Source organism: Photorhabdus noenieputensis, from assembly GCF_018448935.1.
Taxonomy (GTDB): Bacteria; Pseudomonadota; Gammaproteobacteria; order Enterobacterales; family Enterobacteriaceae; genus Photorhabdus; species Photorhabdus noenieputensis.
The window spans coordinates 1-14,923 of record NZ_RCWC01000003.1 but is presented as its reverse complement, the minus strand read 5'-3'; the positions used below and the strand labels follow the sequence as shown (position 1 = coordinate 14,923).

The 14,923-nt window shown below is 45.5% G+C and carries 15 protein-coding genes; 2 read left to right on the top strand and 13 right to left on the bottom strand.

Annotation, left to right across the window (positions count from 1 at the left end):
- Nucleotides 1-164 precede the first annotated feature (164 nt).
- From fliR to fliF, 13 genes are all read right to left on the bottom strand, one after another.
- Nucleotides 165-947, bottom strand: coding sequence for a flagellar biosynthetic protein FliR (gene fliR, locus EAE91_RS03540; protein ID WP_214087284.1), 783 nt, complete (start codon nucleotides 945-947; stop codon nucleotides 165-167).
- Between the two features lie 2 nt (nucleotides 948-949).
- Nucleotides 950-1,219, bottom strand: coding sequence for a flagellar biosynthesis protein FliQ (gene fliQ / locus EAE91_RS03535; RefSeq protein ID WP_049581963.1), 270 nt, complete (start codon nucleotides 1,217-1,219; stop codon nucleotides 950-952).
- A 20-nt stretch (nucleotides 1,220-1,239) separates the two neighbouring features.
- A complete protein-coding gene (fliP, locus tag EAE91_RS03530) occupies nucleotides 1,240-1,956 on the bottom strand; it encodes a flagellar type III secretion system pore protein FliP (RefSeq protein ID WP_214053280.1) in 717 nt (238 codons plus the stop codon).
- Between the two features lie 49 nt (nucleotides 1,957-2,005).
- Nucleotides 2,006-2,458: a flagellar biosynthetic protein FliO gene (fliO, locus tag EAE91_RS03525; RefSeq protein ID WP_214087283.1), complete on the bottom strand. Its 453-nt coding sequence runs from the start codon at nucleotides 2,456-2,458 to the stop codon at nucleotides 2,006-2,008.
- A 1-nt stretch (nucleotide 2,459) separates the two neighbouring features.
- The gene (gene fliN / locus EAE91_RS03520; RefSeq protein WP_036807499.1) at nucleotides 2,460-2,879 is read right to left on the bottom strand and encodes a flagellar motor switch protein FliN; all 420 of its coding nucleotides are present in this window, start codon (nucleotides 2,877-2,879) and stop codon (nucleotides 2,460-2,462) included.
- Nucleotides 2,872-3,876, bottom strand: coding sequence for a flagellar motor switch protein FliM (gene fliM / locus EAE91_RS03515; protein WP_214087282.1), 1,005 nt, complete (start codon nucleotides 3,874-3,876; stop codon nucleotides 2,872-2,874). The genes fliN and fliM overlap by 8 nt, the downstream gene beginning before the upstream one ends.
- Nucleotides 3,877-3,881: 5 nt before the next feature.
- A complete protein-coding gene (gene fliL, locus EAE91_RS03510; protein ID WP_036783291.1) occupies nucleotides 3,882-4,358 on the bottom strand; it encodes a flagellar basal body-associated protein FliL in 477 nt (158 codons plus the stop codon).
- A 274-nt stretch (nucleotides 4,359-4,632) separates the two neighbouring features.
- On the bottom strand, nucleotides 4,633-5,961 hold the full coding sequence (locus EAE91_RS03505; protein WP_214087281.1) for a flagellar hook-length control protein FliK: 1,329 nt from the start codon (nucleotides 5,959-5,961) through the stop codon (nucleotides 4,633-4,635).
- On the bottom strand, nucleotides 5,961-6,404 hold the full coding sequence (gene fliJ / locus EAE91_RS03500) for a flagellar export protein FliJ (RefSeq protein WP_214087280.1): 444 nt from the start codon (nucleotides 6,402-6,404) through the stop codon (nucleotides 5,961-5,963). The genes EAE91_RS03505 and fliJ overlap by 1 nt, the downstream gene beginning before the upstream one ends.
- A gap of 42 nt (nucleotides 6,405-6,446) precedes the next feature.
- A complete protein-coding gene (gene fliI, locus EAE91_RS03495) occupies nucleotides 6,447-7,811 on the bottom strand; it encodes a flagellar protein export ATPase FliI (protein ID WP_214087279.1) in 1,365 nt (454 codons plus the stop codon).
- Entirely contained in the window at nucleotides 7,811-8,515 is a 705-nt protein-coding gene (gene fliH / locus EAE91_RS03490) for a flagellar assembly protein FliH (protein WP_214087278.1), read from the bottom strand. The genes fliI and fliH overlap by 1 nt, the downstream gene beginning before the upstream one ends.
- Complete coding sequence (fliG, locus tag EAE91_RS03485; protein ID WP_214087277.1) at nucleotides 8,508-9,500, bottom strand: flagellar motor switch protein FliG; 993 nt, start codon at nucleotides 9,498-9,500, stop codon at nucleotides 8,508-8,510. Before fliG ends, fliH begins: the two co-directional genes overlap by 8 nt.
- Nucleotides 9,497-11,200, bottom strand: a complete 1,704-nt coding sequence (gene fliF / locus EAE91_RS03480) for a flagellar basal-body MS-ring/collar protein FliF (protein WP_214087276.1) — start codon at nucleotides 11,198-11,200, stop codon at nucleotides 9,497-9,499. The genes fliG and fliF overlap by 4 nt, the downstream gene beginning before the upstream one ends.
- A 397-nt stretch (nucleotides 11,201-11,597) precedes the next feature.
- On the opposite strand from fliF, the gene fliE reads away from it, so the two are divergent.
- Nucleotides 11,598-11,909 carry a flagellar hook-basal body complex protein FliE gene (fliE, locus tag EAE91_RS03475; RefSeq protein ID WP_214087275.1) on the top strand — a complete coding sequence of 104 codons (312 nt, stop codon included), beginning with the start codon at nucleotides 11,598-11,600 and terminating at the stop codon, nucleotides 11,907-11,909.
- Nucleotides 11,910-13,039: 1,130 nt separating this feature from the next.
- Nucleotides 13,040-14,923 (top strand): non-ribosomal peptide synthetase (locus EAE91_RS03470; protein WP_339918460.1); only part of this gene is annotated, 1,884 nt, incomplete at its 3' end.

The window sequence follows — 14,923 nt, the reverse complement described above, 5'->3', positions numbered from 1 at the left end:
TTATTTTTCTGGGTTAATAATATCTTTGAAAATAAGCTGTTAGTTAATTAAAACCCGCGTTTTTTTTACTTGTCGATAAGATCTTATAGCATAAAACAGTACAATTTATATCGTATAAAATACGGAAGGTTTTTTCTAGGTGAACTTTGTGTTAAAAAATATCTTTAAATAATCATTCCATTTATAATTATTGCCAGTCGATTAAATAATTCACTAAACATACGCTCGGTAAATGGCGCTAACATCGGGATTAAAAGTGTGAGTACCAATATACCGGTAGTCAGTGTTAATGGAAAACCGACCACAAAGATGGAAAGTTGCGGCGTCATCCGGTTTAAAATCCCCAATGATAAATTCAGTGTTAATAACAGCGTAATTAATGGCAGAGCCAGCATCATGCCGTTGATAAATATCATACTGGCGCTTTGTGCTAGCAATAAAAACCCTTGAGCGCTGAGTTGCAGTGGTTGTACCGGAATAATCTGGAATGTGTCCGCCAGAACCGATAATAGCCATAGGTGACCATCAAAAGCCAGAAATAACAGTAAGGTTAAGAGGTTAAAGATTCGTGCCAATATAGGCATGTTCGGACCGCCGGAGGGATCAAAAAAGGTAGCGAATGAGAGTCCCATTTGTAAACCAATCACTTCACCGGCATGACGCACTGCGGCAAAGGCAATTTGCATTGTCAGGCCAAGTGATGCCCCAATCAGGATTTGCTGGAGCAGCACCCAGAATGCCGCAACAGAGAAAATAGGCACTTGCGCAGGTTGCAGGTTTGGCATCAAGAGCAGTGTTACCATCACTGCCAGTCCGATTTTGACTTTTTTAGGTGCCTGTTTTTCACTGAATAATGGCGCAGTACTGAACAGCGCAAGCACCCGAACCAGCGGCCAGAAAAATTCACTGACGAACTGGATCAGCATTTCACTGTTAAAGGAGATCATAATTAGCCAATTATCACCGGTATGCTGCTATAGAGTTCACGCATGTAGTCCAGCAATAGGTTTAGCATCCAGGGACCGGCGATAACGGTAGTGACAAATACCGCCAGAATTTTGGGAATAAATGATAGTGTCATTTCGTTAACCTGTGTTGCAGCTTGCAACAAGCTCACAATTAAACCACATAATAAAGCCGCTAATAGCAACGGCGCAGCCAGCGCCAGCGCGACTTTCATGGCTTCTGTTCCCAATGCCATGACTGATTCAGGAGTCATAATGTTTGCCTCTTTTCAGGTCAACCGTAAAAACTTTGTGCCAGAGAACCCAGTAGTAATTGCCAGCCGTCAACCAGTACAAATAACATGAGTTTGAAGGGCAGTGAGATGGTGGCGGGGGGCACCATCATCATCCCCAATGCCATCAATACGCTGGCGACCACCAGGTCAATAATCAAAAATGGAATAAACAGGGTAAAACCAATCTGAAAAGCGGTTTTCAATTCGCTGGTGATAAATGCCGGCATTAATACTCGCATAGGAACGGAATCGGCAGTTTCAAATGGCGGTTGATCAGCAAGACGAGCAAATAGCGCTAAATCGTTTTCCCTTGTTTGACGCAACATAAATTGCCGTAATGGTTTAGCACCATTTTCTAATGCGGTTTCCAGACTGATTTTATCTTCACTGAAAGGCAGATAAGCATCTTGATAAACTTTATCGAAAACCGGTGACATAATGAAAAACGTCATAAATAGCGCCAGTCCAAGTAAAACCTGATTAGGCGGCGCTGATGGGGTGCCTAAAGCATTCCGCAATAAACCCAACACGATAATGATGCGGGTAAAACTGGTCATCATGAGTAAGGCGGCGGGAATAAAAGTCAGCGCGGTAATGAAAACTAACGTTTGAACCGGTAGTGACCAACTTTGTCCGCCGTTTGCCAGCGGTTGACTGATGATGCCCGGCAACTGTGCCGCGGCATCCAGCGGTAAAATAAGCGCAGCGAGTATCATCCCCAGGCGGCATGACAATGCAAACTTATCCCTTGTCGTAAAGAGAGAACTACTTTTTTTCATCATCCTTGCCTTGTCGCATCAGCGTATTTTTTAAAATTTGACCAAACAGTGCCGGTTTTATAGTTTGACCTTCGGCGTTATCACGGTTCGATTCAGGTATTGGCATCTGATGTAATAAATTAATTTGCTGAGCAGTGACACCCAGTACTAGCCAGTTATCTTCAACTTCTACAATGACGACACGTTCACGCTGTCCCAGAGAACAACTGGCTTTGATACTTAATTGTTGCTGAGTTTTCCCTTTGTTGGCAAACAACCCCATGCGGCGTATTAACCAGGTGAGGGTGAAAATCAATAGCAACACTCCCGCCAGTGCGCTGCTGACCTGCATCAGCGTCTGACCTGCGGGAAGTGGCGCGGATGTGGCTACTTGAGTAACCGCTTGGGTTTGCGCGGCAGGTTGTGCCGCGCCATTATGCAGAGAGGGCTGGAAAGCCATATTAACGACTCAGGCGACGCATACGTTCAGAAGGGGTGATGATATCGGTGATACGAATACCGTATTTATCGGATACAACCACAACTTCACCCTGAGCAATCAGATATCCATTGATTAAAATATCCAACGGCTCCCCGGCAAGGCCATCAAGGGAAACTACTGAACCTTGAGATAATCTCAGTAGTTGTTTGATGGTCATTTTGGTCCTGCCCAATTCTACGGATAATTTGACCGGAATATCCAGTATCAGGTCGATATCCGACAGGTGAGCCAGTGTATCTTGAGGCTCCAGAGATTCAAAAATCGCCGCGCTACTGTCAGAGGTTTGTTGTTGCGCGGCCTGTTGTTCCAGAGCTTCTGCCCACATATCTTCGGCAGATCCGGTTGCAGCGGTATCTGTGGGTTGCTTAGCATCACTCATTGGGCTGTTCCTCATCCAGAGCATTTAAAACAGGGTTAATAAGATGTTCGACACGCAGGGCATATTGCCCGTTTAATGTTCCGTACTGACTGGTGAGCACCGGCACACCATCAACGTGAACGATCAGGCGTTCGGGTTTATCAATAGGCAAGATATCGCCCGGCTGAAGTTGCAGGATTTTTGACAGCCTCAGCGGGATATCAACGAAGTTAGCGACCAGTTCCAGCTCTGAATGCTGAACCTGTTTTACCAGACTTTCCCGCCACAGGCTGTCTTCTTGCCGCACATTGTCCAGCGGTGGATTGGTTAGACGTTCCCGTAGGGGTTCGATCATGGCAAACGGAATACAGATGTTAAATTCACCACTCAACGCACCAATTTCTACTTGAAACGGCGTTGTCACCACAATATCGTTCGGTGATGTCGTAATGTTGGTGAATTTCACCTGCATTTCAGAGCGGATGTATTCCACTTCAATTTTGAAAATGGCACTCCAGGCGTCACGATAGGAATCCAGCGCCATACGTAACATCCGGTTAATCACGCGTTGCTCAGTATGGGTGAATTCACGGCCTTCTACTTTAGTCGGGAAACGACCATCCCCGCCAAACAGGTTATCTACCGCGATGTAAACCAGGCTTGGTGCGAATGCAAACAGCGCTGTTCCTCTCAACGGTTTCAGATGAACCAGATTAAGGTTGGTCGGTACCGCCAGGTTACGGGCGAATTCATGATAAGGCTGAGTTTTTATTGCGCCGACGGTAATGTCAGGACTACGGCGCAGCATGTTAAACAACCCCATCCTGAATTGACGGGCAAAGCGTTCATTAATAATTTCCAGTGCTTGCAGACGTTCCCGAATAACACGGCGTTGGGTATTGGGATCGTAAGGGCGAACTTCATTTTCCCTAGACGCGGTATTTTCTGCGTCGTCACTGGCACTGTCGCCATTGAGCAGAGCATCAATCTCTGCCTGTGAAAGAATATTGTCACTCATGGTGATTATCGCAGAATAAACGTGGTAAACAGCACATCGGTGATGACCTGATCCGGTTCACCGGGCACCAAGGTTGGGAGTAGTGTTTGCTTGATGTCGTCCATCAGACGCAATTTACCGCTGTCATGAGCCAGCTCGGCCGATTTCTGGCGTGATAGTAGTAACAACATACGGCTACGAACTTCCGGCAGATACTCGTGAAAGCGCTGGCGAGTTTTTTCATCGGCTAAACGTAAAGTCACGCCAATGTAGAGCACTCGGTCAAAGTGATCTTCATTGTCGATCAGGTTGACGGTAAAAGGCTCCAGAGTCATAAAGACAGGGACTTCTATGGCTTTAGATGCTGTAGAATCACTCTCTTTTGCCTGTTTAAGCGCCCACCAACTGTATCCCCCAATGGCGGCACCGATAACGGCAATCAGTACTAACAGTATCATCCCAAATGGATTTTTGCGTTTATGTTCGTAACTATAGTCAGACATGGACAGACAAGTTCCTGTTTTTGTTGCGGATAAGTGCCCTCGCGTTCCGTGGTGGACTGACTTATCCATCAATATCGATGATCATTATCCCGCGTATTTCCGTAGGCAATAGCTGGAACAAACGGGGAAAAAACTACTAACTCGTTCGTTTGTTGTGAATCTGGTTTATACCCGTTATCTTTCAAGTTGCTGTTTTGTCGGCTGCTTTCACTTACCTCTGTCACCCGGTTACCCAGTAACATAGTTATTTATGCTGCTGGGGATTCGTTCATTATCAGGCGAAAATATCCACACCTCCCCGAACCGATGCCAGTTGATGAGGGGTTAAACGTACTGTGGATTCAGTGGCGGAATGGTTTTCTGAGGTGGTATCAGCATGACGACTTGCGGTTCCGCCTGAATGTTGTGAATCAGAGCGTTGTTCTTGTTGCCACGGACTGGCGTTGTCACTGCCGACACTGCTTTGGGTCAGTTGAATACCACTTTCTGCCAGTGCGTGGCGAAGTCCAGGTAATGCGGCTTCCAGTGCTGCCCGGACATGGCTGTGAGCCGATGCAAGATGCAATTGCGCTTGATTATCTTCAACGGACATCCGGATTTGCAAGGCACCTAGCTCTTGTGGATGCAGGCGCAACTCTGCCTGTTGCAGGCCGTTGCGGTTGAATAAAATAATTTGCTGGTTTAGTTGTTGTTGCCACTCTTCACTACCCAATTGGGCATTCAGTAAGGGGGTAGAGGCACTAGATAACTGAAACTGGGCTGTTTGATTGTGCCCTGCGGAGAGCAGGGGAGAGGTTGTTACAGCGGCGATTTGTTGATTTTCAGTGGCGGTCGGTGCGTGCTGGATCTCAGCTTGAGTGGTGGTCTGAATCAGTGCGGATTCACGCGGATGATTTTGCGTTGCACTTTCAGGTTGAATGCCGTGTTGAATAGTTGCTGAGGCAAGCTTAGGTTTTACTGGTGAATGTTGCACCAGTCCGTTTTCAGGTTTGGCTTTAAAAAGCATTTCTGCTTTTTCTGCTTCCTGTTTTAGCTGTTCTGAAACCGCTGTCAGAGGACTTTCCTCCGTCGATAATCCTGTAGCGACTAATTCTTTAGCGCTAATTTGACGGTTCTTATCATTATGTTTGATGAGTCCGTCAGGTTGGAGGCCACTTTTCGGGTTTTCTGATTTGATAGCTAACCCGGATAATTGTATAGGTAAACTTGCCGCCAGCTCTTCTGCTGACATAAGTTTCTCATCAATAGAAACCGATTGTTTGTTTGCATCGGCTGTTACATCAAGGGGAATCTGCGAGGAGGTAATAGACTCCGTTGGTATTTCATGTGGGATAGATAATTCATTTGCGATAGAGAGTTCATTTGAAATAGATAGTTCGTTGGAAATAGATAACAGTGGCGACAAACCGTTGTCTGTATCATCAATCTCTTCTTCTTTGGATGACACTTTTTCTGATTTGGCCACGCTTTTTTGTGCCAGTTCGGTTTCCAGATTAAGAAACTGCGCAAAAGTTGAAAGCTGATCGACATCAGCGAGTGAATCACTACGGGTTGGCTGGTTTTCTGTCGGTTTCAGGTCGGCAGGCAAAAGAGTGAGATTCATTATTTATTTCTCCGTTGTGCGCTACGTTGGGCATACTCATCCATCTGTTTCTGCTCCGTTCTGTTCTGATGTAATCTTCGGTTGTTATCTGCCCGTTGTTGCAAAGTATCGAAAGCATTGAGGCGCTGTTGTTTTTCCCGCCACTGTGATAAAGCCGTATCAAGTCGCTGCTGCCATTGATTGAGCTGCAATTTGTGCTGTTCAATCGCTTTTTCCAGCGTTTTCATGAATTGCTGATAATTTTGCCAAGTGGTACATGGCATACCATTACTCAGTGTGTCATTCAGGCGTTCCCGGTATTCATCCTGATAGCCCATCAACGTTGTGAGTTGTTGCTCCATTTGCTGATGGTTCTGACGAACCTGTGCCAGGTGAGTAGCGGCTTTTTCCACTGCATTTTGTGCAAGGTCACGCAAGGTCATGAGAGGTGATTGTTGCTGCATCTTATTCCTCGCTTTAATGGCAACACCCAAAAAATCGTTACGTTACGTAGGTAACAACTGCTGTAATTGAATACAGGCCGCTTCATATTCACTACGTTCTTCAATATCTTGTTGTAGAAATTGCGCCATGTAGGGATAAAGCTCAATGGCTTTGTCCAGTAGCGGATCACTGCCTGCCGCATAAGCACCGACGTTAATCAAATCACGGTTACGCTGATAGCTTGCGAGTAGTTGTTTGAACTGCTGTACCCGCCGATAGTGTTGCTTATCAATGAGTGAGGTCATCGCGCGGCTGATAGAGGCTTCAATATCAATGGCCGGGTAATGCCCTGATTCTGCCAGCGAACGGGAGAGGATGATGTGACCATCCAGAATTGCTCGGGCAGCATCGGCTATCGGGTCTTGTTGGTCATCACCTTCGGTGAGTACGGTGTAGAACGCGGTAATTGAGCCGCCACCATTCACTCCATTGCCTGCACGTTCCACAAGTGCCGGCAGTTTGGCGAAAACCGAAGGCGGATAACCTTTGGTTGCCGGAGGTTCGCCAATTGCCAGGGCAATTTCACGTTGCGCCATACTGTAACGGGTCAATGAATCCATAATCAGCAATACATGTTTACCCCGATCACGAAAATCTTCAGCGATACGGGTGGCGTAGGAGGCACCTTGCATGCGCAACAGCGGTGAGATATCGGCGGGTGCGGCGACAACCACTGAACGAGCTAAGCCAGCAGCACCAAGGATGTTTTCAATAAAGTCTTTAACTTCTCGGCCACGTTCACCGATCAAGCCAACGACAATCACATCAGCCTGTGTATAACGCGCCATCATGCCAAGCAGGACACTTTTACCTACCCCGGAACCGGCAAACAACCCCATACGTTGCCCACGGCCTACGGTCAGTAGGGCATTAATCGCGCGTACACCGACATCCAGTACATCACTGATTGGCGTACGTTGCAGAGGATTGATTGGCGGTGTGGTGAGAGGGGCGCGATAGCCGGTATCTGGCGAAGGAAAACCATCCAGTGGACGACCGGCACCATCTAAAACTCGTCCTAACAGTTCCGGGCCAAGTGGTAACTGGCGTCCACTGCCACAATCTTCACTATACGGACGGGCGTATACCCGGGCACCGGGTACAATGCCTTCCAGATCTTCAAGTGGCATGAGGAGAAGTTTTTCGCCATTAAAACCGACAACTTCACTTTCAACTTCTTCAATATTGTTGCCATTTTGGCGCTCGATCAGACAGGTTGCCCCCAGAGGTAGATGTAAACCTGTCGCTTCCATCACCAGTCCGGTCGCTCTGGTCAGACGTCCATAACGACGAACTGGCGAGGTTTTTGCTAATTTCTTCTCAAAAGCATCCAGTGTCGCCAGCCAGCGCCCAAGTCTTGCTGTCATTACAATTCCCCCGGCGCGGCCAGCCGACATAACTCATGCCAGCGGGTTGCCAGACTGGCATCTAAATCGCCTTCCTCTGCGCTGATTTTACAACCGCCAGGATGTAGCTTGTTATCTGCCAGTAAGCGCCAACCGTGTAGCGAGAGCGTATTGCCTAACTGTTGTTCAACCATTGGCATATCTTGTGGGTGAACCCGCAATTGGGGTTTACCGCTCAACATCGGTTCCTGTTGAATAAATTCACGGATCTGATTGAGCAGGGCAGTGCCATCACAGATCGCGGGCTGACCTAAGATCTGTTTTGCGGCGGTCAATGCTAGTTGCATCAAGCGGGATGCAATGATCGTGTCAAGCCCTTCCAGTGAATGTTGGAAATCCGCTAGCAGATTTTGCCACTGCTCGGTGATAGGTTGCTGTTGCTGAATAGCATCTTTTCTCCCCTGTTCCAAACCGGCTTCTAATCCAGCTTGGTAACCTTGTTCATAACCTTGCGCTTGACCTTCGCTAAATCCCTGTTCATGGCCTGCTTGTCGAGCCTGTTCTTTCAGGTCATCCAGCATTGCCGCCTGTTCAAGGATTTCGTTACGCTCCGAGTCTTCTTGCGAGTCATCAACGGGCTCTGGTTTGGCTCGTAGTTTTTCCCACTGCGTCAGTTCGTTTGGTTTCCAGGGTTGCCAGTCAGCATGGTTTAACTTATCAGACATAGCTATCGTCGCCACCATTCAGGATAATCTCGCCGCTTTCTGCCAGACGACGAACAATAAGCAGAATCGCTTTCTGTTCGTTTTCCACTTGCGACATACGTACCGGACCACGGTTTGCCAGGTCATCTCGCATAATCTCTGCGGCACGCTGAGACATATTGTTGAGGAAATGATCGCGCAGTTGCTGGTTGCAGCCTTTCAGTGCAATGAGCAGGGAGTCAGTGGTGATTTCCTGCAACAGACGCTGGATACTGCGGTCATCCACATCGATAAGATTTTCGAACAGGAACATTTCATCGATGATTTTTTGTGCCAGCTCATTATCGTAGGCACGCATGGCTTCGATAACATTCTCTTCTTGCTGACTTTTCATCAGGTTGATAATTTCAGCCGCGGTACGAATGCCGCCCATTTTGCTGCGCTTGAGATTCTGGCCGTCCAGCAGGTTATTGAGCACTTCTGTCAGTTCAGCCAGTGCCGCCGGTTGTACGCCACCGAAAGTGGCAATACGTAGCATGATGTCGTTACGCAATTTGTCATCAAACAGCGCCAGAATATCGGCTGCCTGCCCGCGATTTAAGTGAACCAGAATGGTGGCGATAATCTGTGGATGCTCTTCACGGATCATATCGGCTGCCATTTGAGGCTCCATAAAGTTGAGAGTCTCAATACCGGTAGTGGTTTCACGGGATTCGAGAATATCCTCAAGCAGACTGGAAGCGCGTTCTTCACCCAGCGCTTTAATTAACACCGAACGCAAATAGTCACTGGCGTTGATACTCAGGGCCGCATACTGGCCGGCATCTTCTTCAAATTCTGCCAATACATCCACCAGTTGCTGGTTAGAGATTTGGCGCATGCCTGCCATTGTGATACTGAGTTGCTGGACTTCCCTGGAGTTCAGGTGTTTAAACACCTCGGCCGCCTGATCTTCTCCCAGGGTCATTAACATGACGGCGCTTTTTTCTGTTCCGTTCAGGCTCATTGTTCGTTACTCATCCATTGACGGATCACCAGCGCCACTACGCGAGGATCTTTTTCTGCCAGTTCGCGAATGCGTTGGCTTTGAATTTCAGCACTGACTCGTTGACGTGTCAGTTTCTGGCGCGTTTTTTCATCCATTTCCGCACTAGATTCAGTCACTTGTCTCTTCTGAACTTTCTGTGCTTCGAGGGCGGCTTTTTCCGCGGCGCGTTTTTTAGCAAGTTGAGGAACCACCATTTTGCGCCACAACAGCCATGCCACCAGAATTAATAGCAGGTAGCGGCCAAAATCGAAGGCTTTTTCCAACAGAACCGGGTTCTGCCAGACAGGAATAACCTCGATATTTTCTTTGCTTTCAGTAAATGGCGTGTTAACCACATTCAAGCTGTCGCCACGCTCTTTAGAAAAGCCCATCGCTTCTCTGGTCAGCGCTTCTATTTTTGCCAATTGCTCAGGGGTTAGCGCCTGAGTTTCCGGGCCATTTTTGCCTTCTACCGTGACATAATTGACGACAACGGCGACGGATAAGCGTTCAACACCGCCGGCTTGCTGTTGCACATGGCGAATAGTCCGGTCCACTTCATAGTTCGTGGTTTCGTCACGGCGGTTATTGCGATTATTGTTCACCATGCGCTCATTATTGTTACCGGCGGATGATGCTTTCTTATCGCTCTTGTCGTTTTTATTGTTCTCTTTGGTGTTTGGTTTATCAATCGGCGCACTCGGCGGAGGGCTCGGCTGATTGGAAAGCGCACCGGGAATACCGCCAACCTGAGAGCCGCCGCTCTGCTCGCTTTCACTCAACTGTTTTGAGCGAACCGCCGCCTGATTAGGGGGTTGGTTAGGCTTATATTCTTCCGCCGTCTCTTCACGGCGTGAAAAATCCACCTGTGCCGTCACTTGTGCGTGAACGTTACCACGACCGACAACCGGGGTTAGAATCGCTTCGATACGATGCTGGAAACGATTTTCCACTTCCTGAATGTATTTCAGTTGACTGGTATTGAGATCGCGTCCGGTCGCATCGGCTTGGGTCAATAGACGTCCGGTCTGATCAACGATGGTGACATTGCCCGGTGGTAAGCCAGCGACACTGCTGGAAACCATATGGACGATAGCGTTTATCTGGCCTTCATCCAGAGTACGGCCTTGCAGTAATCCGACAGTAACGGAAGCTGAGGGCGATTTCTGTTCACGGACAAACAGCGAGGGTTTGGGGAGTGCCAGGTGAACACGGGCATTTTGCACCGGCCCCAACGATTCAATGGTGCGTGACAGTTCACCTTCCAATGCCCTTTGGTAGTTAACTTGCTCACTAAATTGGCTGATGCCAAACTTTTCTTTATCGAGTAGTTCGAATCCCGCAGCCCCACCTTTGGGCAACCCTTGTTGTGCCAATCTTAGCCGTGTCTCATGCACCTGTTCAGCAGGGATCATGATCGCAGCGCCGTTTTCGGCAAAACGGTAAGGGATATTTAATTGGGTTAATTGGGTGACAATATCGCCACCATCTTTATCGCTCAGATTACTGTAAAGCACCCGATAATCGGGGCTGCGTAACCACAGGAAAAGGGCAATGACAATCGCAACGGCTGCGCTGCCGGCAACTAATAATGGCACTTTAGGATCAGCTTTTATCTGGTTAATGATAGCACTGAAACCTTTAGTTTGATTTTCAACGTCGGTTGTTGCGGCACTCATAGACGATCCTTGCCTTGCTGTTCAACATGAATACTAAAAGCGTGGCGTAACAAAACAGACTCCCCATACGCAAGCGAAAAAATTCTTCCTATTTTCAGTTTTGTCATTATTCGCTGTTCACTCATCTTTTAATGGCACAATAAGCCCTGACTTTTTACTTTAATTACCCGCTTTAGATCGAGAGGGCTATGTTAGGGTGGCAGTCTAAAAATATGCCGTATATACCCAATAGATTTCAATTTGCAGCGCGGCGGCAAGTGAACGCATCCCCAGGAGCATAGAGAACTATGTGACTGGGGTAAGTGAAAGCAGCAATTTGAAGGATGAAGGGTATAAGCTTTGGGTTAATATGGCATTGAATTGCGTAGGTTATAGGGCGGTTTAACACGAGGTTTTTATGTCAATTCAGGCAATTGAAGGCGTGCTGCAACAGATGCAAGCTCAGGTATTACAGGCAGCCAGTATCGCAAAACCAATACCGTTGCAGAGCGGATTTGCCAGTCAATTAATGGCGGCGGTGGGTAAAATCAATCAAACACGTTTGAATGCCACAAAGCAAACTCAGGATTTTACCCTAGGTGTACCCGGTGTTGAATTGAATGATGTGATGGTGGAGATGCAGAAATCCAGTATCGCTTTGCAAATGGGCGTCCAGGTAAGAAATAAATGTGTGGCTTCTTATCAGGAGATTATGAATATGCAGGTGTAGATATATTAAGCTATTGATGTCTATCGTTATCAACCTTTTGTATTTGCTGTTTGGGGCATGAGTGGGGTATTTGGGCTAATTTTTTATTTTAGTAACGAATTTGAACATCACTATTTTCATTCATGTCTCATAGATGTTATAAACTATTTGTGTTGCAATAACGAAGGATTGAGAACGCCAGATGATACCCTGAATATATATGTGAGTCTGGTTTGGTATTTCTTTCGTGGTAACTTTTCTCAGTTAATATCTTTTTGTCAAAAAAGCTTGCTTTTGCTGGTAACTCGTCATCAGTGTGAACAAACATAATAATCACAATGCAAAACATATCACTCTTATAATTTCAATATTCTATTATGTAGGTAAGTAAAGAGCGACATTAATCATCAGTGTTTTCTATTTAAAATCATGAAAAACATCAAATGAGTAAATCATATATTGGTTTAGTTAATGAATATAATTGTTATAGTATTAGTTTATAATAATTAGTTTCTTTGGTGTTGTTTATCTTAATCATATAATTTTTTTTTGTAACTTTTGAATTGTATGGTTTTGATAATTAATTGTTTCTAAATTACTCTCTTGAATTGTTGGTTAAGTTAGTCTATTTTTGTTTGATTTATACTAAAATATATAGTTATATGTAATAGTTTCCCTTTAAGTATTGATGAATATTTTTGTTCCGAAATTAATTTAATTTCGTGCGGTAGCTTTTAATATTAGTGTGTTTTTTATGAATTCTGCTCTATGAGTGTTTCTGGGTTTTTTATGGATATCCATATTAACTTTGAATGTTTATGGTTTTATATAGTGAAATATTTTACAAATGTAACTTTAGCTCGATATAAATAAGATTATAAAATAGTGCTACATTTTATACCACTAATAATTCCATATATAACAATGAGTTGAGGGATTTTGTGTGTAGCGGAATTATGAAACGCTATTTAGAGTAGGGTTATTAGTAAGAATAAAATTCTACCGATATGATAAGTGGGTTAGAGTTATAATTTTAACATTAAATACTTAATATGTTATTGGAATTGCATTAGTTTTTATATTTTTTGATTTAGAGTGTTGTCGTCTAATTACTCATTTATTAAAAAACTTATTCGTTTTTTATTTTTAATATGAATATAACAGGTTCATATAGAAACTTTATAGGTGAATTTATGGATAAGATAAATAATTTAAGTCAAGAAAAAGGTAGGCAACTTCTGCAGAAAATTAAACAACGTAATTCGGAAAAAAGAAAAATAATAACTCAAAAATGCAACAATAATTTAGTTTCTTTTTCGCAACGTAGGTTGTGGTTTCTAGACAAAATGGAAACAAAAAACATTAACTATAATATTCACTTATGTTTTTCTATTACTGGTAAACTCCAGACCGTTATTCTCTGTGAAGCTTTGAAGAAAATTGTTGAACGCCATGAAAGCCTGCGTACAGTCTATCAGGAAATAGATGGGGAGATATTACAGGTAGTGTTAGTTCCTCCGCAATTTGAGGTGCCGGTAATCGATATTGCTGGGTTGGATGAGGCAAAAGTAGAAAATATTCTGGTAACAGAAGCAAGGAAAACATTTGATCTTTCTGTGGATCTGATGCTGCGTGCCACATTGTTGCGGCGTTCAGAGCAAGAGCACCTGTTGTTGCTGATGGTACATCACATTGCGGCGGATGGGTGGTCATTGGGGATTATCAGTCATGAATTGAACTTGCTTTATGAAGCGGGTCTGAAGGGAACACCGTATCCTCTGATACCGTTAATACTACAGTATAGAGACTATTCTCATTGGCAGCGGGAACAGCTTCAGAATGGTAGTCTAAAAGAAGCTGAATGGTATTGGTTGGAGCAGTTAAAAGGGTTACCGGCGGTGCACAGTCTGCCGTTGGATCATCCTCGATCAGTAGAACAGAGATTCCGTGGCGCAGTTCACCGTCAGACGCTGAACGAGGAGCTGACAGCGAAGCTGAACTGTTTAAGCCAGGCACAAGGAGTCACTCTGTTTATGACATTGCAGACGGCCTTTGCTGTCTTGCTTTCCCGCTATAGCAATGAAACGGATATTGTGATGGGGACGCCGGTTGCGGGAAGGGCGCGGGCGGAGTTGGAAAATCTGGTAGGTCTTTTTGTCAACACGTTGGTATTAAGGACCGATCTGTCTGGAAATCCCCGTTTCAGTGAACTGCTGGAACAGACAAAGGCAATGGCACTTAATGCCTATATGTATCAGGATTATCCGTTTGATTTACTAGTAGAGAAATTGAATCCGGTAAGGTCACTGAGTTATAACCCGGTATTTCAGATTATGTTCATTTTTCATAATCATGATAAGGGAAAGATTAAGTTATCAGATTTAGAAACGAGTTATAGAGATTTTGCGACTAATAATACTAGGTTCGATTTAAGTTTAATTCTTTTCCCCAATGAAAAAAACATTGAGATAAGTTGGGAATTTAATATCGATATTTTCAATGTATCGATGATAGAAAGTATGGCATCAGTATTCAGATGTATTCTTGAAGACATCATTTTGGATTTGAATAAGCCAGTAGATAAAATTTCATTTATGCCTTTAGAGGAAATGACTCGACAGTTTGATATTTCTTTTTGTGAAGATAATTGTAAAGATTTTTTAATGCAGAGTTTGCAAGAACAATTTGAGGCACAAGTGGCACGGACGCCGGAGCGGGTGGCGTTAATTTACCGGGAAGCGGCGCTGAGTTACCGGGAGTTGAATGCGCGGTCGAACCGGCTGGCGCATGCGCTGAGGCACCGGTATGCAGAGGAGACCGGCGGTGAGTTGGTGGCGGACACGCTGATAGGGTTGTATGTTGAGCGGGGTCTGGAGATGGTGACGGGTATTCTGGCGATATTGAAGGCGGGCGGGGCGTATGTGCCGCTGTCGCCGGAATATCCGGCAGAGCGGGTGGCGTGGATGCTGGCAGATACGGGGGCGCGGTTGGTCCTGACGCAGGGGGCCTGCCGTTCGCAGCTGGCGGAGGTGATA

Bases quoted from the DNA above. Each gene is read 5' to 3' on its own strand.
- fliG (WP_214087277.1), bottom strand. From the start codon at position 9,500: ATGAGCCTGAACGGAACAGAAAAAAGCGCCGTCATGTTAATGACCCTG.
- fliF (WP_214087276.1), bottom strand. From the start codon at position 11,200: ATGAGTGCCGCAACAACCGACGTTGAAAATCAAACTAAAGGTTTCAGT.
- fliL (WP_036783291.1), bottom strand. From the start codon at position 4,358: ATGTCTGACTATAGTTACGAACATAAACGCAAAAATCCATTTGGGATG.
- fliR (WP_214087284.1), bottom strand. From the start codon at position 947: ATGATCTCCTTTAACAGTGAAATGCTGATCCAGTTCGTCAGTGAATTT.
- fliP (WP_214053280.1), bottom strand. From the start codon at position 1,956: ATGATACTCGCTGCGCTTATTTTACCGCTGGATGCCGCGGCACAGTTG.
- fliM (WP_214087282.1), bottom strand. From the start codon at position 3,876: ATGAGTGACAATATTCTTTCACAGGCAGAGATTGATGCTCTGCTCAAT.
- fliQ (WP_049581963.1), bottom strand. From the start codon at position 1,219: ATGACTCCTGAATCAGTCATGGCATTGGGAACAGAAGCCATGAAAGTC.
- fliI (WP_214087279.1), bottom strand. From the start codon at position 7,811: ATGACAGCAAGACTTGGGCGCTGGCTGGCGACACTGGATGCTTTTGAG.
- fliJ (WP_214087280.1), bottom strand. From the start codon at position 6,404: ATGCAGCAACAATCACCTCTCATGACCTTGCGTGACCTTGCACAAAAT.
- fliO (WP_214087283.1), bottom strand. From the start codon at position 2,458: ATGGCTTTCCAGCCCTCTCTGCATAATGGCGCGGCACAACCTGCCGCG.
- fliE (WP_214087275.1), top strand. From the start codon at position 11,598: ATGTCAATTCAGGCAATTGAAGGCGTGCTGCAACAGATGCAAGCTCAG.
- EAE91_RS03505 (WP_214087281.1), bottom strand. From the start codon at position 5,961: ATGAATCTCACTCTTTTGCCTGCCGACCTGAAACCGACAGAAAACCAG.
- fliN (WP_036807499.1), bottom strand. From the start codon at position 2,879: ATGAGTGATGCTAAGCAACCCACAGATACCGCTGCAACCGGATCTGCC.
- fliH (WP_214087278.1), bottom strand. From the start codon at position 8,515: ATGTCTGATAAGTTAAACCATGCTGACTGGCAACCCTGGAAACCAAAC.